The sequence below is a fragment of the Bradyrhizobium sp. SZCCT0148 genome (assembly GCF_018129985.1).
GTDB lineage: Bacteria > Pseudomonadota > Alphaproteobacteria > Rhizobiales > Xanthobacteraceae > Bradyrhizobium > Bradyrhizobium japonicum_H.
Window position 1 is genome coordinate 365,969 of sequence record NZ_JAFCKT010000003.1, and the last position, 21,462, is coordinate 387,430.

25 protein-coding genes are annotated in these 21,462 nt (G+C 65.0%); 20 read left to right on the top strand and 5 right to left on the bottom strand.

What is annotated here, in order from left to right; genetic code table 11:
* Positions 1 to 79 precede the first annotated feature (79 nt).
* The 4 genes from htpG (at position 80) to JQ580_RS13545 (ending at position 3,299) form a co-directional block, all read left to right on the top strand.
* On the top strand, positions 80 to 1,957 hold the full coding sequence (gene htpG, locus JQ580_RS13530) for a molecular chaperone HtpG (RefSeq protein ID WP_212280527.1): 1,878 nt from the start codon (positions 80 to 82) through the stop codon (positions 1,955 to 1,957).
* A gap of 120 nt (positions 1,958 to 2,077) precedes the next feature.
* Positions 2,078 to 2,359 (top strand): DUF3551 domain-containing protein, encoded by a 282-nt coding sequence (locus JQ580_RS13535; RefSeq protein WP_212280528.1) that lies wholly within the window; start codon positions 2,078 to 2,080, stop codon positions 2,357 to 2,359.
* Between the two features lie 32 nt (positions 2,360 to 2,391).
* Positions 2,392 to 2,664, top strand: a complete 273-nt coding sequence (locus JQ580_RS13540; RefSeq protein ID WP_212280807.1) for a DUF3551 domain-containing protein — start codon at positions 2,392 to 2,394, stop codon at positions 2,662 to 2,664.
* A gap of 146 nt (positions 2,665 to 2,810) precedes the next feature.
* On the top strand, positions 2,811 to 3,299 hold the full coding sequence (locus JQ580_RS13545; protein ID WP_212280529.1) for a hypothetical protein: 489 nt from the start codon (positions 2,811 to 2,813) through the stop codon (positions 3,297 to 3,299).
* Positions 3,300 to 3,345: 46 nt separating this feature from the next.
* Here the strand turns inward: JQ580_RS13545 and JQ580_RS13550 are convergent, their stop codons facing one another.
* Entirely contained in the window at positions 3,346 to 4,326 is a 981-nt protein-coding gene (locus JQ580_RS13550; RefSeq protein ID WP_212280530.1) for a Bug family tripartite tricarboxylate transporter substrate binding protein, read from the bottom strand.
* A gap of 179 nt (positions 4,327 to 4,505) precedes the next feature.
* Between JQ580_RS13550 and JQ580_RS13555 the strand changes: the two genes are divergently transcribed.
* The 5 genes from JQ580_RS13555 (at position 4,506) to JQ580_RS33810 (ending at position 9,126) form a co-directional block, all read left to right on the top strand.
* Positions 4,506 to 6,320: a long-chain-acyl-CoA synthetase gene (locus JQ580_RS13555; RefSeq protein WP_212280808.1), complete on the top strand. Its 1,815-nt coding sequence runs from the start codon at positions 4,506 to 4,508 to the stop codon at positions 6,318 to 6,320.
* A gap of 140 nt (positions 6,321 to 6,460) precedes the next feature.
* Positions 6,461 to 6,706 (top strand): acyl carrier protein, encoded by a 246-nt coding sequence (locus JQ580_RS13560; RefSeq protein WP_015688794.1) that lies wholly within the window; start codon positions 6,461 to 6,463, stop codon positions 6,704 to 6,706.
* Positions 6,693 to 8,075 (top strand): class I adenylate-forming enzyme family protein, encoded by a 1,383-nt coding sequence (locus JQ580_RS13565; protein ID WP_212280531.1) that lies wholly within the window; start codon positions 6,693 to 6,695, stop codon positions 8,073 to 8,075. The genes JQ580_RS13560 and JQ580_RS13565 overlap by 14 nt, the downstream gene beginning before the upstream one ends.
* Positions 8,068 to 8,790, top strand: coding sequence for an SDR family NAD(P)-dependent oxidoreductase (locus JQ580_RS13570; RefSeq protein ID WP_212280532.1), 723 nt, complete (start codon positions 8,068 to 8,070; stop codon positions 8,788 to 8,790). Before JQ580_RS13565 ends, JQ580_RS13570 begins: the two co-directional genes overlap by 8 nt.
* Before the next feature lie 132 nt (positions 8,791 to 8,922).
* A complete protein-coding gene (locus tag JQ580_RS33810) occupies positions 8,923 to 9,126 on the top strand; it encodes a hypothetical protein (protein WP_249134146.1) in 204 nt (67 codons plus the stop codon).
* 5 nt (positions 9,127 to 9,131) lie between these two features.
* Here the strand turns inward: JQ580_RS33810 and JQ580_RS13575 are convergent, their stop codons facing one another.
* On the bottom strand, positions 9,132 to 9,527 hold the full coding sequence (locus tag JQ580_RS13575; protein WP_212280809.1) for a hypothetical protein: 396 nt from the start codon (positions 9,525 to 9,527) through the stop codon (positions 9,132 to 9,134).
* A 226-nt stretch (positions 9,528 to 9,753) separates the two neighbouring features.
* Between JQ580_RS13575 and JQ580_RS13580 the strand changes: the two genes are divergently transcribed.
* On the top strand, positions 9,754 to 10,899 hold the full coding sequence (locus JQ580_RS13580) for a DUF3095 domain-containing protein (protein ID WP_212280533.1): 1,146 nt from the start codon (positions 9,754 to 9,756) through the stop codon (positions 10,897 to 10,899).
* A 148-nt stretch (positions 10,900 to 11,047) separates the two neighbouring features.
* Here the strand turns inward: JQ580_RS13580 and JQ580_RS13585 are convergent, their stop codons facing one another.
* The 3 genes from JQ580_RS13585 to JQ580_RS13595 all read right to left on the bottom strand — a co-directional run bounded on the left by JQ580_RS13585 (position 11,048) and on the right by JQ580_RS13595 (position 13,584).
* Positions 11,048 to 11,482 carry a DUF2147 domain-containing protein gene (locus tag JQ580_RS13585; RefSeq protein ID WP_212280534.1) on the bottom strand — a complete coding sequence of 145 codons (435 nt, stop codon included), beginning with the start codon at positions 11,480 to 11,482 and terminating at the stop codon, positions 11,048 to 11,050.
* 107 nt (positions 11,483 to 11,589) lie between these two features.
* Entirely contained in the window at positions 11,590 to 12,975 is a 1,386-nt protein-coding gene (locus tag JQ580_RS13590) for an MATE family efflux transporter (RefSeq protein WP_212280535.1), read from the bottom strand.
* Between the two features lie 81 nt (positions 12,976 to 13,056).
* The gene (locus JQ580_RS13595; RefSeq protein ID WP_212280536.1) at positions 13,057 to 13,584 is read right to left on the bottom strand and encodes a GNAT family N-acetyltransferase; all 528 of its coding nucleotides are present in this window, start codon (positions 13,582 to 13,584) and stop codon (positions 13,057 to 13,059) included.
* A gap of 243 nt (positions 13,585 to 13,827) precedes the next feature.
* On the opposite strand from JQ580_RS13595, the gene JQ580_RS13600 reads away from it, so the two are divergent.
* The 10 genes from JQ580_RS13600 (at position 13,828) to JQ580_RS13645 (ending at position 21,422) form a co-directional block, all read left to right on the top strand.
* Positions 13,828 to 14,424, top strand: a complete 597-nt coding sequence (locus JQ580_RS13600; protein ID WP_212280537.1) for a superoxide dismutase — start codon at positions 13,828 to 13,830, stop codon at positions 14,422 to 14,424.
* A 257-nt stretch (positions 14,425 to 14,681) separates the two neighbouring features.
* Positions 14,682 to 15,293 (top strand): permease, encoded by a 612-nt coding sequence (locus JQ580_RS13605; protein ID WP_212280538.1) that lies wholly within the window; start codon positions 14,682 to 14,684, stop codon positions 15,291 to 15,293.
* Positions 15,290 to 15,790: a hypothetical protein gene (locus tag JQ580_RS13610; protein WP_212280539.1), complete on the top strand. Its 501-nt coding sequence runs from the start codon at positions 15,290 to 15,292 to the stop codon at positions 15,788 to 15,790. The genes JQ580_RS13605 and JQ580_RS13610 overlap by 4 nt, the downstream gene beginning before the upstream one ends.
* Before the next feature lie 43 nt (positions 15,791 to 15,833).
* Positions 15,834 to 16,064 carry a hypothetical protein gene (locus JQ580_RS13615; protein WP_212280540.1) on the top strand — a complete coding sequence of 77 codons (231 nt, stop codon included), beginning with the start codon at positions 15,834 to 15,836 and terminating at the stop codon, positions 16,062 to 16,064.
* A gap of 2 nt (positions 16,065 to 16,066) precedes the next feature.
* Positions 16,067 to 16,822, top strand: a complete 756-nt coding sequence (locus tag JQ580_RS13620; protein WP_212280541.1) for a metal ABC transporter ATP-binding protein — start codon at positions 16,067 to 16,069, stop codon at positions 16,820 to 16,822.
* 6 nt (positions 16,823 to 16,828) lie between these two features.
* Entirely contained in the window at positions 16,829 to 17,698 is an 870-nt protein-coding gene (locus JQ580_RS13625) for a metal ABC transporter permease (protein ID WP_212280542.1), read from the top strand.
* 2 nt (positions 17,699 to 17,700) lie between these two features.
* The gene (locus JQ580_RS13630; protein WP_212280543.1) at positions 17,701 to 18,564 is read left to right on the top strand and encodes a metal ABC transporter substrate-binding protein; all 864 of its coding nucleotides are present in this window, start codon (positions 17,701 to 17,703) and stop codon (positions 18,562 to 18,564) included.
* Positions 18,565 to 18,618: 54 nt separating this feature from the next.
* On the top strand, positions 18,619 to 19,656 hold the full coding sequence (locus JQ580_RS13635; RefSeq protein ID WP_212280544.1) for a CobW family GTP-binding protein: 1,038 nt from the start codon (positions 18,619 to 18,621) through the stop codon (positions 19,654 to 19,656).
* Positions 19,656 to 20,675 carry a WD40 repeat domain-containing protein gene (locus JQ580_RS13640; protein ID WP_212280545.1) on the top strand — a complete coding sequence of 340 codons (1,020 nt, stop codon included), beginning with the start codon at positions 19,656 to 19,658 and terminating at the stop codon, positions 20,673 to 20,675. The genes JQ580_RS13635 and JQ580_RS13640 overlap by 1 nt, the downstream gene beginning before the upstream one ends.
* Positions 20,676 to 20,705: 30 nt before the next feature.
* Entirely contained in the window at positions 20,706 to 21,422 is a 717-nt protein-coding gene (locus tag JQ580_RS13645; RefSeq protein WP_212280546.1) for an MgtC/SapB family protein, read from the top strand.
* Positions 21,423 to 21,462 lie beyond the last annotated feature (40 nt).

Below are 21,462 nucleotides of genomic sequence, written 5' to 3' on the forward strand. Positions count from 1 at the left end.
CGAGCGTTCACGTCCTCTTGATCCCAACTCCGATCGCGTTATATCCCGGGTTCCTCCTCATTCTTGACCGGGTAAACGCATGACGACGTCAGATACGGCTGTGCATACGCAGCCCTTCCAGGCCGAGGTTTCCGAGCTCCTGCACCTCATGGTGCACTCCGTCTATTCGGAGACGGACATCTTCCTGCGCGAGCTCGTCTCCAACGCTTCGGACGCCTGCGACAAGCTGCGCTATGAAGCGATTGCAAATCCCTCCCTGCTCGGCGAGGGCGACGCGCTCAAGATCCGCATCATTCCGAACAAGACGGCCGCAACGCTCACGATCGCCGACAACGGCATCGGCATGGAGCGGCAGGAGCTGATCGACCATCTCGGCACCATCGCCCGCTCCGGGACGAAAGCGTTCGTGTCCAAGCTGAAGGAGGCCAAGGACGGCCTCGGTCTGATCGGCCAGTTCGGCGTAGGCTTCTATTCCGCCTTCATGGTTGCAGAGAAGATCGTCGTGGTCAGCCGCCGCGCCGGCGAGAGCGACGTTTGGACCTGGACGTCCTCCGGCGGCTCCGGCTTCGAGATCGCACGTGCGAGCGACGGGGAGGCGGCGCGCTTGACGCGCGGCACCGAGATCGTCCTGCACCTGAAGGACGATGCGAAGAAATATCTCGAGGGCTTCGAGATCGAGCGCATCATCGGGGCTTATTCCGACAACATCCTGTTCCCGATCGAGCTGGTGCCGGAAGAGGGCGAGCCGCGCCAGATCAACTCGGCGAGCGCGCTGTGGCAGCGCTCGAAATCCGAGCTGACGGCGGACGACTACAAGAAGGCCTATCAGCAGATCGCGACCGCCTTCGACGATCCCGCGATGACACTGCATTACCGCGCCGAGGGCCGCTATTCCTACGCCGTGTTGCTGTTCGCGCCCTCGACGAAGCCGTTCGACCTGTTCGAGCCGAACCGCAAGGGCCGAGTGAAGCTCTACGTCCGCCGCGTCTTCATCACCGACGATGCCGACCTGCTCCCGGGATATCTGCGCTTCATCCGCGGCGTCGTCGACAGCGAGGATCTCCCGCTCAACATCTCCCGCGAGATGTTGCAGAACAATCCGCAACTGGCGCAGATCCGCAAAGCCGTGGCGACCCGCGTGGTGTCCGAGCTCGAAAGCCTCGCCGACAAGGACCCGGAGAACTTTGCGAAGATCTGGGACGCTTTCGGCGCGGTGCTCAAGGAAGGCATCTATGAGGATTTCGAGCGCCGCGAAAAGCTGCTGGCACTGTCGCGCTTCACAACGACGGCAGGCGAGAAGCGGTCGCTGAAGCAGGTCATCGCCGATTTCAAGCCGAACCAGACCGAGATCTATTATCTCGTCGGCGACAGCATCGAGCGGCTGAAATCCAATCCGCGGCTGGAGGCCGCGACCGCGCGCGGCATCGAGGTGCTGCTGCTGTCCGATCCGGTCGATGCGTTCTGGACGTCGATGCCGTCGGAGTTCGACGGCAAGCCGCTGAAGTCGCTGAGCCAGGGCGATCTCAATCTCGACCTGATTCCGCGCGTCGACAACACCGACGAGGCAAAGAAGGACGAGCCGGAGGCCGACGAAGCGGCGACCATCGCCGTGATCAAGGCCGCGCTTGGCGAGCGCGTCAGCGACGTCAAGGCCTCGACGCGCCTCACCAGCTCGGCCTCCTGCCTCGTCGCCGACAGCCAGGGCCCGAGCCGCGAACTCGAGCGCATCCTGTCGCAGCAGAACCGCGGCATGAAGACCAAGCCGATCCTCGAGATCAATCTGCGCCACCCGATGGTGGGTGCGATCACCAAGGCGCAAGCCGGCTCGAAGGCGGTCGACGATCTCAGCCTGCTCCTGCTCGAGCAGGCGCAGATCCTGGACGGTGAACTGCCGGAGGATCCGGCCGCGTTTGCGGCGAGGCTGAACCGGCTGGTGTTGCAGGGGCTCGGCGCCTAGCGCCGCAGTCCCGACACTCACCTTGCCGTCATCTGTCCCAGGAACGGTCGCGGCCGGCCTCGTGTTATGCCATAGCAGGTCGTCGGCATCAGCCGGGCCGTCGATTCGAGGATGAAGTCCATGCGTTTGCCGATTCTGACTCTCACCGCGATGGCTGCACTGTTCGTCGCGGCAGATGCCAGTGCCCAGACCTACGATCCGCGCTACCCCGTGTGCATGCACGTCTACACGCCCGGTGGTTTTGGCGGTGGCGGCGGCGACTATTTCGACTGCTCCTTTACCTCGCTGCCGCAGTGCCGTGCGACGGCGTCGGGCCGCTCGGCCAGTTGCGACGTCAACCCCTACTACCGCTTCGACCAGCCGCCGCAGCAGCCACGCCGGCGTCACAAGAAACAGTATTGACGTCCGCGATGCAGGATATCGGAACACAGTTCATGCGCTTCTCGTTCGGCCTGATCATGATCGCCGGCACGCTGCTCACGTCCGCGTCCTCGCAGGCGCAGACCTTCGATCCGCGATACCCCGTCTGCATGCACGTTTACTCAGGTGCGAATGGGGGAGGCGGGGAGTGGTACGACTGCTCCTTCTCCTCGATACCGCAGTGCCGCGCCACCGCCTCCGGCCGTTCCGCAATCTGCGATCTCAACCCGTATTATCCGGTGCACGCGCCGGCATCGTACCCTTCCCCCAAGACGCGCGGCCGCTAGCCGTCGAGCTTCCCGTCAGCCACGAAGGTTGAGCCAGGTCAACGCGTGCAGCTGCCTTCCCGGGCACTCTCGGCGCGCAGCCCGACGTCAGGAGTCCGGCATCATGCCGGCCCTTCAGATCGGGCGCATGACGCGAGGAGATTTCCATGAACAGGTGCACCCTTACGGCGCTCATTGCCTCGACCCTTGTCATGATCGCTTTCCAGCCGGCCCGCGCGGACGTGATCGCGCGCTACGAATGCAGCCTTGCCGGCTTCTTCACCCAGGAGCCGATTGGCGACCGTCCCGACCACAATCTGGTGGCACAGGACTATGTCTGCGTCGGCGTCGAGGGATTGCTGAAGGGCGCGGTCTATTCCGCGTCGAATGTCGTCGAGTGGGAGGGCCCCAAGGCGACGATGGTGATCGGGAGCGGCGTGCACCGCATTCCCGGCGGCCGCCTCGTGACACAGCTGACCGAAGGCTCTGCCCAGGCCGTGATGAAAGACGGCAAGCCGGTTGGGGTCGAATCCCTGGGCAAGGGAATCGTCAAGTTCGCATCCGGCCCGTTCGCCGGCTTGAACGGCAAGACGGTCGGATTCGTCACGAAGCCGATCAATCCGATCCGGTTCAATCTCGAATTCACGGCGGATTGAGGCAGCGCGAGGCTGTGCATCGCGCGTGGTCTGCGCTACGGGGACGCTATTCTTTTCTGATCCCCGATAGCTCCACCACCTTGCGCCAGCGGCCGGTCTCGTCGGTCAGCATGCCGCCGAACTCATTGGCGGTGCCGTGCAGCGGGACGGCGCCGAGTTCGGCGATGCGGGCCTTGATGGCTGGATCGGACAGCGCGGCGTCGATCTCGCGATTCAGCAGGTCGACGATCTCGCGCGGCGTGTCGTGCGGGGCGCCAACGCCGTAGAACGAGCTCGTCTCATAGCCGGGCAGCGTGTCGGCGATAGGAGGCACGTCGGGCAGGATCCCGGAGCGCTCGCGCGTGGTGATGCCGAGCGCGCGCAACTTGCCGGCGCGCACCAATTCGAAAGACGAGGTGACGTTGTCGAACATGCCCTGGATTTGGCCGCTCATCACGTCAGTCAGGCCCGGTGCCGAGCCGCGATAGGGGACGTGAGTGAACTGCACGCTGGCCATCGACTTGAACAATTCGCCCGAGAGGTGCAGCGAGGTGCCCATGCCCGAGGAGGCGATCGATATCTTGCCGGGATTGGCCTTGGCGTAGGCGATGAAGTCGGCGACCGTCTTGACCGGCAGGTCGTTGTTGACGACCAGCACCAGCGGAATTCGAGCGACGCCGGCGACCGGCGCAATGCTCTTGGCAAAATCATACGGCAGCGCCGGATCGAACGAGGCGTTGATCGCATTCGCGGTCGAGGTCAGCAGCAGCGTGTAGCCGTCGGGTGCCGAGGTGATCACGGCCTGTGTCCCGATATTGCTGCCGGCACCCGGCTTGTTCTCGACCACGAAGGTCTGTCCGAGCCGCTCGGACAGGCGCTGGCAAAGCAGCCGCGACAGCACGTCGGTGGCGCCGCCCGGCGCATAAGGCACCACCCATTTCACGCTGTGCGAGGGATAGGAGGGGTTGCCGAGGGCAAAAGCGCGCGGCGCGGCCAGCGCGGCTGTGGCACAGGCGGCGGTCTGTAGGAAATGTCGTCTGGTGATCATGGTCTGCATCCCATTCTCGCCTTGCTATCGCAAGAATCGTGCAGCCGCGCACGCCGATCCCATTGGCGTGGTAAAGGATCGCTAGAGTTAATCGCATACTAACCGGGTTTTACCTTGTCTCTTAACACCTGGGCAGGGCGCGCGGGCTAAGTTGGGAAGAAAGCAGATAGCCCGAAGGCCTGAACGGTATGACGACCGGTATCATCGAGCGCCCGAAAGCCGCGCGTGCGCCTTCGGCTTCAAAGATCTGGCTCAAGGCCATCGAGCTCACCGCGCGGATCGAGACGCTGCCGGGACGTCTGTTCGCCGACGTCATCGACGATTGGGCGCAGCGCCAGCCCGACCGCGTCGCGCTGATCACGGACGGCACAAGTCTCGACTACGAAGGCCTGTCGAAGCGCATCAATCGCTACGCGCGCTGGGCGCGCTCGGCCGGCGTCGCCAAGGGTGATACGGTCGCCTTGATCATGCCGAACGGCACCGATTATGTCGCGGCATGGCTCGGTATCAGCCGGATCGGCGGCGTGGCCGCGCTGCTGAACACCAAGCTGGTGGGACAGTCGCTCGCGCATTGCCTCGACGTCGCAAAGCCCTCGCATATCATCGTTGCGCATGAACTGACGGAGATGCTGGAAAGTGCAAGGCCGCATCTGAAGGCGCAGGCCAAGATCTGGACCCACGGCGATGCCCGCAGCGAGCGCGCCATCGACGTTGCGCTTGCGGCGCTGGACGACGCTCCCATGTCGCCGGAGGAGCGCGGTGAGGTCACCATCGACGACCGTGCCCTGCTGATCTACACCTCGGGCACGACAGGCCTGCCGAAGGCCGCCAGCATCAGCCACCGCCGCATTCTCAATTGGGGCTTCTGGTTCGCCGGTCTCACCGGCGCAAGCCCGCAAGACCGGCTCTACGATTGCCTGCCACTGTTCCACTCGGTCGGCGGCATTGTCGCGCCGTGCAGCATGCTCGCCGCCGGCGGCTCGGTGGTGATCGCGGAGAAATTTTCGGCCTCACACTTCTGGTCAGACATCGTGCGGCACGACTGCACGCTGTTTCAATATATCGGTGAGCTCTGCCGTTACCTGCTCAAGGCGGCACCCTCGGAATACGAGAACCGACATCGCCTCCGCCTCGTCTGCGGCAACGGCCTGCGCGGCGACATATGGGAAGACTTTCAGGCACGCTTTGCCATTCCGCGTATCCTCGAATTCTATGCGGCCACCGAAGGCAATTTCTCGCTGTTCAACGTCGAGGGACAGCCGGGCGCGATCGGCCGCATCCCGCCGTTGCTGGCGCATCGCTTTCCCGCCAATCTCGTCAAGCTCGACCCCGACAGTGGCGTGCCGCTGCGCAACGAGGAGGGGTTTTGCCTCGCCTGCGCCCGTGGTGAGGCTGGTGAGGCCATCGGCCGCATCGGCACCGCCGATGAAGGCGGCGGCCGCTTCGAGGGCTACACTGACACCGGCGAGACCGAGAAGAAGATTTTACGGGACGTCTTCGCCAAAGGCGATGCCTGGTTCCGTACCGGCGACCTGATGCGGATCGACGACAAGGGCTTCTTCCATTTCGTCGATCGGATCGGTGACACCTTCCGCTGGAAGGGCGAGAACGTCGCGACCTCGGAGGTGAACGACGCGATGCGCGACTTTACCGGTGTGGTCGACGCCACCACCTACGGCGTCAGCATTCCCGGCGCGGATGGCCGCGCCGGCATGAGCGCGATCGTCGTCAATGAGGGCTTCGACATCGAGGCATTGCCCGCGCATCTGGCGCAGCGCCTGCCGGCCTATGCGCGCCCGGTCTTCATTCGCATCTCCAGCGAGATCGATGCGACCGAGACGTTCAAGCAGAAGAAGGGCGATCTCGCACGGGAAGGCTTCGATCCCGCCGCGATCTCCGATCCGCTGTTCATGGCAGACCCGAAGTCCGGAGCCTATGTGGCGCTCGATACGCAGGCTCATGGGCGGATCGTGGACGGCACGATCAGGCTGTGAACCTGCCAAAATCCGCAGATAGGTCCAATTTTACCTGAATTGTCCAAGAAGACATTTACTTCTCTCGGGTAAACAAGCGCCCATGGGGAGGCGGCCAGCAAGAGCCGCCGCAACACCAATGATAACAAAGCGAGCCAGCCATGTCGGTAAGGTCTAAGGTCATTGAAGCGATCCAGCAGATCGCCAAAGAGCAGCACGTCACGCTTCCCGCACTCTCCGACGATCTGTCGCTGCACGAGACGGGTTTCGACTCGCTCGCCTTCGCCATTCTGGTTGCGCGTCTCGAGGATGAGACCGGCGTCGACCCCTTCACCATTTCCGAGGACGCAGCGTTTCCCGCCACCGTGGGCGATTTCGTGCGGGCCTACGAAAATGTCCCCGCGTGAGATCTTTGCGCTTCGCGACCATCTCGGCGCGCAGCTGACCGGCCGGACGCTGTCGGACGCAAACGTCTGCGTGTCGCTGACCGATATCCTGTCGCAGACGGTCCTGGGCGGCCGCCTGCGCGAGCTGTGCGGCCGCTCCGTGCTGCTCAAATTGTCCGATCAGCTGCGGTCGGGCCTTGCCATGATAGAGCTCGACGGCATCGCCCGTCGTCTGCTGCTGTGCCCACCCGATCTCAACCCGGCGCATCTGGCGGCATTGATCGCCGATGCCGGAATCGACGCCGTCGTGACCGATGAGCCCGATCGCTGGGCCGGCACAGGTGTCCCGCTCGTCGTCACCGCGCAATTGCCGCTCGAAGCCACTACGCCGGCCAGCACCGAACGCGCGACGGAATGGCTGATGCTCACTTCGGGCACCTCGGGCGTGCCGAAGATCGTCGGCCACACGCTGGAGGCGCTGACCGGTGCGATCGTTGCCGAAGGCCCCGCACGGGGACCTGCGCCGGTCTGGGCGACCTTTTACGATATCCGCCGCTATGGCGGCCTGCAGATCTTCCTCCGCGCGGTCCTCTCCGGCGGCTCGATGGTGCTGTCGGACCCGCACGAAGCGCTCAGCGACCACGTCGCGCGGCTGAAGGCGCGCGGCGTCTCGCACATCTCCGGCACCCCCTCGCACTGGCGCAAGCTCTTGATGAGCGGTTCGGCCGCGCAATTCGCCCCGGCTTACGTTCGCCTCTCCGGCGAGATCGCCGACCAGGCGGTGCTGGACGGGTTGAAGGCTGCGTTCCCCAATTCCTCCGTCGGTCATGCCTATGCCTCGACCGAAGCCGGTGTCGGTTTCGCCGTCAATGATGGGCTGGAAGGTTTTCCGGCGGACTATCTCGGCAATCGCAACGGCGTCGAGATGAAAGTGGTCGACGGTTCGCTCCGTATCCGTTCGACGCGTACCGCGCATGCCTATGTCGGCCGCAATGCCTCCGCGCTCACCGATGACGACGGATTTGTCGACAGCGGGGATATCGTTGAGCTGCGCGGCGAGCGCTACTATTTCGTGGGCCGCCGCGGCGGCATCATCAATATCGGTGGGCTGAAGGTCCACCCCGAAGAAATCGAAGCGGTCATCAACCGCCATGCCGACGTGCGGATGTCGCGGGCCAAATCGCGCAAGAGCCCGATCACCGGCGGCATCGTCGTCGCCGACGTGATCCTTACCGAGGGCACCGATCCCGCCCGCGCGAAGGAGATCCGCGACCAGATCCTGGAGCGGTGCCGCGCGCAGCTCGCGTCTCACAAGGTGCCGGCGGTGATCCGCTTCGTCGAGGCCCTCGACGTCACTCCGGCCGGAAAACTGGCGCGCACCGATGCATAATGTCCTCGTCACCGGCGGCAGCCGCGGCATCGGTCTTGCGATCGGCAGACGCCTGGTCGGCGCCGGCTACAACGTGATCGCGGCGGCGCGGCGCGAGAGCGACGAGCTCAAGGCGGCGATTGCCGAGTCGGCCGGGCGCCTGCATTTCCGTGCTTGCGATCTTGCCGTGATCGACGCCATTCCGGCGTTTGCAAAACGCGTACGCGATGAATTCGGCCCGACCTACGGCCTCGTTAACAACGCCGGCCTCGGCACCGAAGGCCTACTTGCCACCATGCACAATTCCGAGATCGAGGCGCTGGTGCAGCTCAACGTGCTGTCGCCGATCATCCTCACCAAATACGTCGCGCGGCAGATGATGGCCGACGGTGTCGGCCGCATCATCAACATCTCGTCGATCATCGCGACCACCGGCTACAACGGCTTGTCCGTCTATGGCGCGACCAAGGCGGCTGCCACCGGCTTCACCCGCTCGCTGGCGCGCGAGGTCGGCAAGCTCGGCATCACCGTGAACGCGATCGCGCCCGGCTTCATCGACACCGAGCTTACGCATAACCTGTCCGACGAGGCGCGCAAGCGCATCGCCGGCCGCAGCGCGCTGCGCCGCCTGCCCGAAACGGACGACGTCGCGCGCATGGTGGACTATCTCCTGGGAGAGGGCGGTCGCAACGTCACCGGGACGGTGTTCACCATCGATGCGGGAAACACGGCGTGAGCGGAACTCCGCAGCCATAATTGAATTGATCCGGCGCAATGACATTCAGCCGGATTTGGTCGTAAGATGCCTCGCAATCGATTGGGTTACGTCAATCGATCTGCCCTAATCGACAGGGAGCAGTGCACGACCATGCCCAACGTAACCGCTTCATGTCAGGACCGGACGGAGCAACCGCGCGGCAAGCCGCACGATGTCCGTTGCCCGCCGATGACGCATCAGAATTCCGGTGGTCACGGCCACGAGATGTATCCGCAGCAATTCGTGCGCCTGGTCGGCTGCCACGATGCGTCTGTCGAAGTCTTGCGAAAGTGCCAGGACGAGAGGCTGCATTAGCTATCTCACGTCCGGTGCTTCGGGTCTTTCGGCAAGTCGATCCGCTCGTGCGAAAATTCCGGCGGCCCTTCGGTAAGGCGGCGGATGCGGCGCTCGCGTTCGTCGGCCGGCAATGCCGGATCGAGCAGCGCCTCGATCTCGTGGACGGCGATTTCTTCGATCCTGGTCGCGTCCGATGCGATCGGGTGCACCAAGGAGAGGGCCGGGGGCGCCGTCTTCAGGCCCAGCTCGATCAGCTTGCAGATCGCATCCGACCGGGTCAGCTGATGTGATTCAGCCCAGGCATCGACGGCTGCCGTCAATCTTTCGGGCATCTTCACCGCGCTGATCGGCTCGATGCCCGTGCGGCGGCGGACCGGAGAGGCGGAGTTCTTGCTGTCGAAGTCGGACACTTCGATCACCCCATGCAACCCTTGGAATTGGGGACGATAGCCGCTCTTCCCGGCCGGTTGCTTGATGCCGATCAATGACACGCTGCGGCATTGCAACGCGGCCGCATCCTGTCGCGGCCATATCTTGTTGTCCCGGCCCGTTTCGGCCAATGATTGCAAGGAGGAGCCGGGGCCGGCGAACCCGGATCGATCCCGCTACGTATTTGTTTCACATTCCAACCATACGGCATTCCCGATGAGCTCAGGCGAATCCTTCTATGGCGGCATTCCGGTCTTCCGCGGCTTCACCAGCCTGATGGACCCTGCGCTCTATGCGCCGCTGCCGGATGACTGGAGCGTCGGCGTTGCCGACATCGTCGATTCCACCAAGGCGATCGCGGCGCAGCGCTACAAGGCGGTGAACATGGCCGGCGCCGCCGTGATTGCGGCGGTGACAAACGCGTTGGAGGGCCGCGAATTCCCCTTCGTGTTCGGCGGCGACGGCGCCAGCTTCGCAGTTGCGCCAGGCGATCTCGAATCTGCCCGGGAGGCGCTGGCGGCCACCGCGATATGGGTGCGGGAAGATCTCGATCTGACGATGCGCGTCGCGCTGGTGCCGGTCGGCGCCATCCGCGCGCAGGGCTTCGACGTGCGCGTTGCGCGCTTCGGCCCGTCGGCCAATTTGTCCTATGCGATGTTTTCGGGCGGCGGGCTCGCCTTCGCCGATGCCGCGATGAAACGCGGCGAGTTTGCCGTGCCGGAAGCCCCGGCGGGCACGCAGCCCGACCTTTCCGGTCTGTCCTGCCGCTTCGAAGTGATGCCGGCCTCGCGTGGGCTGATCCTGTCGGTTCTGGTGATGCCGGCGCGCGGCGCCGATCCGCATGCCTTCCGCAAGGTGATTGAGGACATCATCCACCTCGTCGATCGCAGCCCGGACGGTGCGCGCCCGGTGCCGTCACAGGGACCGCCGCTGAAATGGCCGCCGCAGGGGCTGGATTACGAGGCCCGCACCAAACGCGGCGGTCCGCTCTTCGCGCGCCGTGCCAGCGTGCTGGCCTACACCTTGTTCGTTTATCTCATCATGCGCTTCGATCTCAACGTGGGCGGCTTCGTGCCGAAGGCCTACAGGCGGCAGGTGGTCGAGAATTCAGACTTCAGGAAATATGACGATGGGCTGCGCATGATCCTCGACTGCACGCAGCAGCTCGAACGCGCGCTGAGCGACCGTCTGGCGGCGGCCGCGCGCGAGGGCATCGTGCGCTACGGCCTCCATCAGCAGGACGCCGCCATGATGACCTGCTTCACGCCGTCGGCGCTGCGCAGCGATCATGTCCATTTCATCGACGGTGCACGCGGGGGCTACGCCTCGGCCGCGACAGCCCTGAAGGCGATGACGGTGTAACTGCTCCTCGTGCCCCGGATGCCGCGCGGCACGCAGTGATGTGCTGCTGAGCCGAGGCCCATCTTTCCATTTCGAACTGAGCTGCTTTCTGGTGCCGGCTCCGCGAAGCAGCGCTGTGCGCTGCATCGCGTGCGGGACACGAGGGCGCTTAGCGCCCGGCCCGCGTCCAGGTCTCGCCGCCGCAGAGCGCGCCGACGCAGCCTTCGACCCGCAGCGAATCCGCTCCGGTTACGGAGATGCTGCTGGCATAGGTGCTGCCGTCGTCGGCATTGTAGATCTGGCCGGACCATTTGTTCGGACCGGACGGCTGCATGCCGCTGAACAGCGGCAAGCCGATCATCGGGCGCCGGGCGAGCTCACGGTTGGGATTCTTGCTGTCGGTGGCGGGCTGGCCGGTCGCGGTATCGTAGGGCTCGCGCAGCCAGGCGACGACGCCGCAGATGCCGCCGCCACATCTGCTGATCTTGACGCGCGCATCGCCTGCCTGGGTCAGCCATGTCCCATCGGCGCTCTGCGCATGCGCGGCCGGTGCGCCTGTCAGCGCAGCGAGAAGGACGATGAGAGCGGCGAATCTGGACGTCATGGGAGAGGGCCTCGAAAAATGGAGCGCCTCCATAGCAGCCCGGCGGGATAGTGCAACGCCGGCAGGAATCACATTCCTGCGTCCTTGGCCTGCATATCGACCTGCGATCATTTGTCCCAGCGCGCGAAGGCGACCGACGCCGCGGTGGACAGGCCGAACACCGCCATGGCGCCGCCGACCAGCGCGAACAAGGTCCAGGCCGGCGCCTGCGCCGTCATCAGGACGACGCCGCCGATGGCCACGATCAGAAGCCGCGCGGTGGAAGCGAGCACGGGGCCGCCGACGCGCGCGGCGCCTTGCGAGGAGAAGTAGAGCGACACGCCGATGCCGAAGAATACGAAGGTCGGGCCGGCCCAGTGGAAATAGCTGTGCGCGGCGGCGGTGACGCCGGGATCCCGCGTGAACAGTGCGACCCACAGCGATGGAGCGAGCGCGACAGCGAGCCCGATCAGACCGACCGTCAATCCGGAAGCCGCAGCGGCGGTCCAGGCCACGCGCCTTGCGCGCTTCACTTGTCCCGCGCCCATCGCCATGCCGACCATCGGCACCGAGGCGATGCCGAAGGCGAAGGTGATCGGGATCAGCAGGAATTCCAACCGCGAGCCGATACCGTAACCGGCCAACATCTCGGTGCCGAACGTCGCCAGGATCTTGGTGAAGATCAGGATGGTGAGCACGGTCTGCAACGGCGACAGGCAGGCCACCGCACCGACTTTGAGGATGTCCAGGAACATTGCGCGCTCGAAATGGAAGGCGCGAAAGTTCAGCGGCAGCCGGCTGCGGCCGGACGCAAGATACCAGAGGAAGAAGATCGCGGCGCAGGTGAACGCGATCAACTGGCCGGCCGCGACGCCCGGCATGCCATATTGCTTCACGCCGAACAGGCCTAGCCCCAACGTGCCGCCGAGCGCGATCTGGAGGACGCTCGCCCCAATCAAGGTCATCGAGGGCAGGCGCATGTCGCCGGTGCCGCGGATCACCGAGGCCAGCGTGTTGACCAGCCAGATCGCGACCGCGCCGGAGAACAGCACCTGCGAATAGCCGCTGGCCTCCTCGAGCACACGATTGCGCCCGCCGAGCAGGGTGAAGAACGAGTGGCCGAAGACGAGCATCATCACCGTGAAGAACAGCCCGCCGCAGAGGCCGATGATGGCGGCATGCATCGCCAGCGTTGCGGCGCGGTCGCGATCCCCGCCGCCGAGCGCGCGGCTGATCGCGGACGAAACGCCGCCGCCCATCGCGCCCGCGCTCATCATCTGCGTCAGCATCGCGAACGGAAACACCAGTGCGATCGCGGCCAGCGGAATGGTGCCGAGCCGGCCGATGTAGGAGGTCTCGGCGATCGCAACCAGCGTGCTGCCGACCATCGCGATCATGTTGGGGATCGCGAGCCGCAGCAGCGTCGGCAGGATTGGCGCGCTCAGCAGGCTGGCGATCGGGGAGGCGACCGGTGCAAGCGGCGGGACGGCGTCTAGGGGAGCGTCGATCGTCATCTGTCACCGGACGGAATATTGGATGATGACCAACATATTAAGGGGCGCGCGATACCCGCACCACCCCCTGTCATGCAGGGCTCACCAGGGCAGGCCGCAGAGGTCGATGGTGCCCAGCGTCGGCGCGCGGACGATGTTGAAGACGTACGGCGCCATGTGGGTGAAGCGGACCCGCCCCTCCGGCTGTTCGCAATAGACCTCGCCGTTGAAGGGCAGCCAGCTTCGGGTCTGGTAGAACGAGAAATTATGCGGTTCGCAGAACAACAGCGCGAAGCGGACCGCCTCGTTGGCGCGCATGGTATGAACCGCCGCGTCGATCGCCACGGTGGCATAGCCGCGGCCGCGACGGTCTTCGCGGGTGCAGACCCCGCCGATGCCGCCGATATGGACCTTCTGCCCATTCCAGGTGACGGTGCGGAAATAGATGCCGACATGGCAGACGAGGCCGTCCTCGGGCGTCTCGATCAGCACGCGCAGATCGGCATTGGCCCATTTGACGTGGGCCCAGGGCTTGCCAGCGATCTTGTCTAGACCCCAGACCGCCTGATGGAGCGGCTCTGCGATCCGCCATGAAGCGTCACCGTTCAAAATGTCGATCTCGATGCTCATGACTGTGTCTCTCGCAACGCGGCTGCGCGGTCCATTCGTTCTGTCATAAACGGTTCAAAGGCAATGAGATTTTGCGGCGGCCGACCGGCCCGGGTTGATCGTCGCTTGGTGCGGCGAAGTTTTTGCAATCCGGCCAAGCCGTCCCATCAGGCCTTTTCGCAAATTGGCGGTATTTTACGGCACCGGAACCTTCTATAAGTGTCCCCGTTAATTCAGTTCCCCATCAGTCGCGGACAAAATCCCATGACCTTTACGCTGCCCCCACTCCCTTACGCCTATGACGCCCTCGGCCAGTTCATGTCGAAGGAGACGCTGGAATTCCACCACGACAAGCATCATCAGGCCTACGTCACCAACGGCAACAACGCGCTCAAGGGCACCGAATGGGAAGGCAAGCCCCTTGAGGAGATCGTCAAGGGCTCGTTCGGCAAGAACCCCGCGGTGTTCAACAATGCCGGTCAGCATTACAACCACATCCACTTCTGGAGCTGGATGAAGCCCAATGGCGGCGGCACCAAGCTGCCGGGCAAGATCGAGAAGAAAATTAACGAGGACCTCGGCGGCTTCGAGAAGTTCAAGACCGACTTCCAGGCGGCCGGCGTCGGCCAGTTCGGCTCCGGCTGGTGCTGGCTCCAGGTCAAGAACGGCAAGCTCGAGATCTCCAAGACCCCGAACGGCGAGAACCCGCTGGTGCATGGCGCCACCCCGATCCTCGGCTGCGACGTCTGGGAGCACTCCTACTACATCGACTACCGCAATCGCCGCCCCGACTATCTCAAGGCGTTCGTCGAGAACCTCGTGAACTGGGAATACGTCGAGTCCCTGCTCGAGAAGGCGTAAGCGTCGTTGCGGGGCGCGCGAAGCGCGGCCCCGGAATCCATCGGGTGTCGGCCCGAGCAGATACATGCATTTCCGGATCCGGCTTCGCCGCCCGGAACGACAAAAGGGCGGTCGCATGCGCGGCCGCCCTTTTGCTGTGCGGAATTGATTGAACGAGTCCTGCACGGTACGCGCATCGGCCTGTGATGGTACCGTTTGCATCGGGGGAACACCGCCCTTAATCAGGATAGCCTCACCCTCGATCCGACTCGGGCCCATTGTCAGAACCTCCCCCGAAGAACCCGGCGCCTGCAGAGGACGCGGAGTCCGAGCCGCGGCCGGGGCGGGTCCGCAAGCCGATCGGCTGGTCGACGATCATCATCGCAGCGCTGGTTGCGGTGAGTGCGGCGCTGGTCTGGCGCCGTGACGGCACCGACGGCGTTCTCGACATTCTGACCCACGACCTCTCGCTGTTCTCGGGCATCCTGCCGCGCGTGCTTGCCGGCTGCCTGCTCGGCGCCTTCATCTCGGAGATCCTGCCGCACGAAAAGGTGTCGCGCTCGCTCGGGCCGAAATCCGGCCTGACGGGGCTGCTGATCGGCACCGCCTTCGGTGCGATCCTGCCCGGCGGGCCATTCACCGCCTATCCCGTCGCCAGCGCGCTGCTTGCCGTCGGCGCCGATTTCGGCGCGACGATCGCCATGGTCGTGAGCTGGACCCTGATCGGCTATGGCCGCGCGGTCGCCTGGGAAATCCCGATCATGGGCACCGACTTCACGCTGTGGCGGATTCTGATCTCGCTGCCGCTGCCGGTGCTCGCAGGCGCCCTCGGCCGCTTCGTCTATGTCCGGCTATATCCGCAGCCCGAGCCGAAGGGCGACGAGACGTGAGCGCCGCGCTCTTCATCGACATCCTGTTGTGGGGCTCGGTGTTCGGCGTCGGCCTGATCGCCTTTCGCCGCGGCCCTCCGGTGTTCAAGGCCTCGCTGCGCGAAGGCTCGATGGACTTCATCAACATCGTGCCGCGCATCGCATTGGGGGTGATCGGCTCCGGCTACATCGCCGCCATCATCCCGCAGGAGGTGATCACCGGCTGGCTCGGCCCGGACAGTGGCTGGCTCGGCATCGCAACCGCCGTGATCGCCGGCGCGGCAACGCCCGGCGGACCCGTCATCGGCTTCTCGATCGGCACGGTCGCACTGAAGTCGGGTGGTGGGGTGCCGCAGGTGGTCGCCTATGTCGTCGCCTGGGCCCTGTTTGCTTTCCAGCGGGTGATCTTGTGGGAAATCCCGTTCATGCCGGCCCGTTTCGTCTGGTTCCGCTGTGCGGTGTCGCTGCCATTTCCGTTCGTGGCGGCGGCCATCGCGATGGTGATCGGCAAGCCGTGAGCCGGCGTGGACAGGAGTAATGTTATAATATAACGTTCTTGGCATGGTTCCCGGCACCTCCCACGCCCATCACCACGACCATGCCGACGGCCACGGCCACGGGCATGCGCATGGGCTCAACCACAGCCATGCCCATGTCCATGACGCTGCCTCCCCGCATCCCGCCCAGGCGGCGCCCTGGTCGATCCTGCGCATGACCATGGCCGGACGCCTCGCCGCGGCGCTTGCTGTCTGCGCCGTGCTCTGGGGCGTGGTTTTCCTGGCGATGAGGTGACCATGGCGGCTCTGCATTTCCACAACGTCACGCTCGGCTATGACCGGCACCCGGCCGTGCACCATCTCAGCGGCGAGATCGCGCGGGGCGCCCTGGTCGCCGTGATCGGCCCGAACGGCGCCGGCAAGTCGACCCTGCTGCGCGGCATCGTCGGCATCCTCCGTCCGCTCGACGGCAGCATCCATCTCGGCGGCCTCGACTCCCGCGATATTGCCTATCTGCCGCAGAGCGCGGAGATCGACCGCAGCTTCCCGATCTCGGTGTTCGACTTCGTCGGCACCGGGCTGTGGCGCGGGACCGGCCTGTTCGGCGGCATCGGCAAGGCCGCGCGCGGGAAGATCCTGGGCGCGATCGGCGCCGTTGGCCTCAACGGTTTCGAGAACCGCCCGATCGGCACGCTCTCGGGCGGCCAGATGCAGCGCGTATTGTTCGCGCGCGTGCTGCTGCAGGACGCCTCGCTCATCGTGCTCGACGAGCCCTTCAACGCCATCGACAGCAAGACCACGACCGACCTGCTCGCGCTGGTCGAGCGCTGGCACGGCGAGGGCCGCACCGTGCTGGCCGCGCTGCACGACATGGAGATGGTGCGCAACCATTTCAGCGAGACGCTGGTGCTGGCGCGCGGCCCCGTCGCGTGGGGGCCGACCGCGGAGGTGCTGACGCCGGAAAACCTGCTGGTGGCGATGCGGATGTGCGAGGCGTTCGACGACACCGCCGCAGCCTGCGCAGGCGACGATATCAGCTCGCGGGCGGCGTGACCTGCGATGCTCTATGACGCGCTGATCGGCCCGTTCACCGAATTCGAGTTCATGCGGCGCGCGCTGGCCGCCGTGATCGCGCTGGCGCTGGCCGGCGCGCCGATCGGCGTCTTCCTGATGCTGCGGCGGATGAGCCTGGTCGGCGATGCCATGGCGCATGCGATCCTGCCGGGCGCCGCTGTCGGCTTCCTGCTCTCCGGCCTCAACCTGTTCGCGATGACCGCGGGCGGCCTGATCGCCGGCTTTGCGGTTGCCATCCTCGCCGGCGTGGTCGCGCGCTCGACCGGGCTGAAGGAGGACGCCTCGCTCGCGACCTTCTATCTGGCCTCGCTGGCGCTCGGCGTCACCATCGTTTCGATCAAGGGCACCAATATCGACCTGCTCCATGTCTTGTTCGGCAATATCCTCGCGATGGACGACCAGACGCTGCTGGTGGTGGCCTTCAACGCCACCGTGACACTGCTGGTGCTCGCCGTGATCTACCGCCCGCTGGTGATCGAGAGTGTCGATCCCTTGTTCTTGCGGACTGTGAGCCGCGCCGGCGGTCCCGCGCATCTCGCCTTCCTGGCACTGGTTGTGGTCAACCTCGTCAACGGCTTCCAGGCGCTCGGCACGCTGCTTGCGGTCGGGCTGATGATCCTGCCGGCGGGAATCGCGCGGTTCTGGTCGCGCGATCTCACCGCCATGATCTGCATCGCGGTGGTCGCGGCTGCGATCTCGGGCTATGCCGGCCTCGTGTTGTCGTTCCAGACCCGCGTGCCCTCGGGCCCCGCGATCATCCTGGTGGCGACCATGATTTACATCGTCTCGGTTCTGTTCGGCAGCGTCGGTGGCCTGGTCCGCCAGATGTTTCCCGGACGTCATCTGGAAGCCTGACGATGCACCGTCTCCTGTTGTGCGTGCTGCTGCTGATTGCCTCGCCGCTTCATGCCGCCGAGAGGCTCGATGTCGTCGCGAGCTTCTCGATCCTCGGCGACTTCGTCCGCACCATCGGCGGCGACCGGGTCAACGTCACGATGCTGGTCGGTCCCGACAGCGACGTCCACGTCTACACGCCGGCGCCGAGCGATGCGAAGCGGATCGCCGATGCGAAGCTCGTCGTCGTCAACGGGCTCGGTCTCGAAGGCTGGCTGCCGCGCCTCGTGCAATCCTCCGGCAGCAAGGCAACGGTCGTCACCGCGAGCGCCGGCATCACGCCGCTGAAGCTCGGCGCGGCCGCCGATCCCCATGCCTGGCAGTCCGTCCCCAACGCCAGGGTCTACGTGACCGATATCGCCAATGCACTGGCCGTGGCCGCCCCGGATGATGCAGAGTTCTTCCGGGCGCAGGCAAAAACCTATCTGGACAAGCTCGAAACGCTCGACCGTGAGGTCCGCGAGGCCTTGGCCAAGATCCCGGCGGACCGGCGCAAGGTGATCTCGACCCATGACGCCTTCGGCTATTTTTCCGCCGAATACGGTATCCGGTTCATCGCTCCCCTAGGGGTCTCCACCGAATCCGAGCCGAGCGCCCGGGACATCGCGGCCATCATCGGCCAGATCAAGGCCCAGAGAATCCCGGCCGTGTTCCTGGAAAATATCAGCGATGACCGGCTGATCCGGCGGATCGCAGCGGAGACCGGCTCAAAAGTAGGCGGGACCCTGATTTCGGACGGTTTGACGGGCGAAAAGGGGCCTGCACCCACTTACATTGATATGGTCAGGCACAATATAAAGGCCCTGACCAGCGCGCTTGACCACTAAGGCAGGGGCCACCCCGCCTCGCGTCGCGCGAAAAAGCCCGATGTCGGAGTTGCTATGTCTGAAGCGTCCCAGAAAATTCCCGTGACCGTCCTGACCGGCTATCTCGGCGCCGGCAAGACCACGCTCCTCAACCGCATCCTGTCGGAAAACCACGGCAAGAAATACGCCGTCATCGTCAACGAATTCGGCGAGATCGGCATCGACAACGACCTCATCATCGGCGCCGATGAGGAAGTGTTCGAGATGAACAATGGCTGCATCTGCTGCACCGTGCGCGGCGACCTCGTCCGCATCATGGACGGCCTGATGAAGCGCAAGGGCAAGTTCGACGCCATCATCGTCGAGACCACCGGCCTTGCCGATCCGGCGCCGGTCGCCCAGACCTTCTTCGTCGACGAGGACGTGCAGAAGAATGCGCGGCTCGACGCCGTGGTCACGGTGGCCGACGCCAAATGGCTGTCGGACCGGCTCAAGGACGCGCCCGAGGCCAAGAACCAGATCGCCTTTGCCGACGTCATCGTGCTGAACAAGACCGATCTCGTCAGCAAGGGCGAACTCGCTGAGGTCGAGGCCCGCATCCGCGCCATCAACCCCTATGCGAAACTCCACCGCACCGAGCGCTGCTCGGTGGCCCTGGCCGATGTGCTGGACCGCGGCGCATTCGACCTCGACCGCATCCTCGAGGTCGAACCGGACTTTCTCAATGCCGATGATCATGACCACGACCATGATCATCACCACCACGGCCACGACCATCATGATCATGGCCACGGCCTGAAGCACTATCACGACGAGGACATGCAGTCGCTGTCGCTCAAGACCGACAAGCCGCTCGATCCCAACGTGTTCATGCCCTGGCTGCAGAACCTGGTGCAGGTCGAGGGTGGCAAGATCCTGCGCTCCAAGGGCATCCTTGCCTTCCACGACGACGACGACCGCTACGTCTTCCAGGGCGTCCACATGATGCTGGAGGGCGACCACCAGCGGAAGTGGAAGGAGGGCGAGAAGCGCGAGAGTCGTCTCGTCTTCATCGGCCGCGAATTGCCGGAGAAGTCCATCCGCGAGGGTTTCGAGAGCTGCATCGTCTCGTGATGAAAGAGTTTACGCCGGCCCCCGATTCCGCCTCGATCGTCTCCGTCACCGATCGCGTCAAGCCAGTTACACTCGGCATGAGCGTGACCTCGGCGCATTTCCTCGGGCATCGCGCCGCCTTCGTCGGCGGCGAAGAGAACGTCGCCTTCGTCGATGACAAGGGTGAGATCAGCACGGTCACCGTGCACAGTGGCGGCATTCTCTCCACCGCCTGCGACGGCAACCGCCTCGTGATGGGCGGCGACGACGGCAAGGTCGTATCGCTCGACGCCAAGGGCGAGGTGACCTTGCTCGCGACCGACCCGAAGCGGCGCTGGATCGACGCGGTGGCGCTGCATCCCGACGGTGCCTATGCCTGGTCGGCCGGGAAGTTCGCTTTCGTCAAGAGCGGCAAGAACGAAGAGAAGTCGCTCGAGGTGCCCTCCACCGTCGGCGGCCTCGCGTTCGCGCCAAAGGGCCTACGGCTCGCGATCGCCCATTACAACGGCGTGACGCTGTGGTTTCCCAACATGGCTGACTCGGCCGAATTTCTGCCCTGGGCCGGGTCGCATCTCGGCGTCACCTTCAGTCCGGACAACAAATTCCTGGTCACCACGATGCATGAGGCGGCGCTGCACGGCTGGCGGCTTGCCGACAACCGTCACATGCGCATGACCGGCTATCCCGGCCGCGTCCGTTCGATGTCGTGGAGCGCGGGCGGCAAGGGGTTGGCGACCTCGGGTGCCGACACCGTCATCATCTGGCCGTTCGCCAGCAAGGACGGCCCGATGGGCAAGGAGCCGGCCATGCTGGCGCCACTGCAGGCGCGCGTGTCCGTGGTGGCCTGCCATCCGAAGAACGACATCTTCGCCGCCGGCTACAGCGACGGCACCGTGCTGATGGTGCGGCTGGAGGATGGTGCGGAAATCCTGGTCCGCCGCAACGGCACCCCGCCGGTCGCCGCGCTCGCCTGGAACGCCAAGGGCACGCTGCTGGCCTTTGCCGATGAAAACGGGGACGGCGGCCTTCTCGAGCTTTAATCTGTCATCGTTCTGACCGTATAGGGGACCATGCGGTTTCTGACGACGTTCCAGCTCGCCGATTTTGCCGACACGCTGGTCAGCCTCACCACGGCCTTCGTGCTGGGTACGCTGATCGGCGCCGAGCGGCAGTACCGGCAGCGCACCGCGGGCCTGCGCACCAACGTGCTGGTCGCGGTCGGTGCCGCCGCCTTCGTCGATCTCGCCATGCATCTGACCGGCTCCGATGGTGCAGTCCGGGTGATCTCCTATGTCGTATCAGGCATCGGTTTCCTCGGCGCTGGCGTCATCATGAAGCAAGGCATGGACGTGCGTGGGCTCAACACCGCGGCGACGCTGTGGGCCTCGGCCGCGGTCGGCTCCTGCGCGGGGGCCGACATGGTCGCCCAGGCCGCAGCGCTGACCGTGTTCGTCATCGCCGGCAACACGATGCTTCGCCCGCTGGTCAACGCCATCAACCGCATCCCGCTGAACGAGAAGGCCTCCGAGGCGACCTATTATTTCAAGCTCGCGGTCGCCACCGACGCGCTCCCCGACATGCGTGATCGTCTCGTCGAAAAACTGGAGGCGGCGAAATATCCGGTGGCCGACATCGAGGTCGCCGAGATCGGCGAAGACAATCTGGAGATCGTGGCCAAGCTGGTCGCGACGGCAGTCGATCCGAACGAGCTGAACGCGGTTGCGACCGCTCTCCAGCATCTGCCGGGCGTACGCCACGCCACCTGGGAGGTCAGCACTTCGGACTAAGCGCGGCGTTTTGGCGCGCGAACGTGGGGTTCCCGCCCGA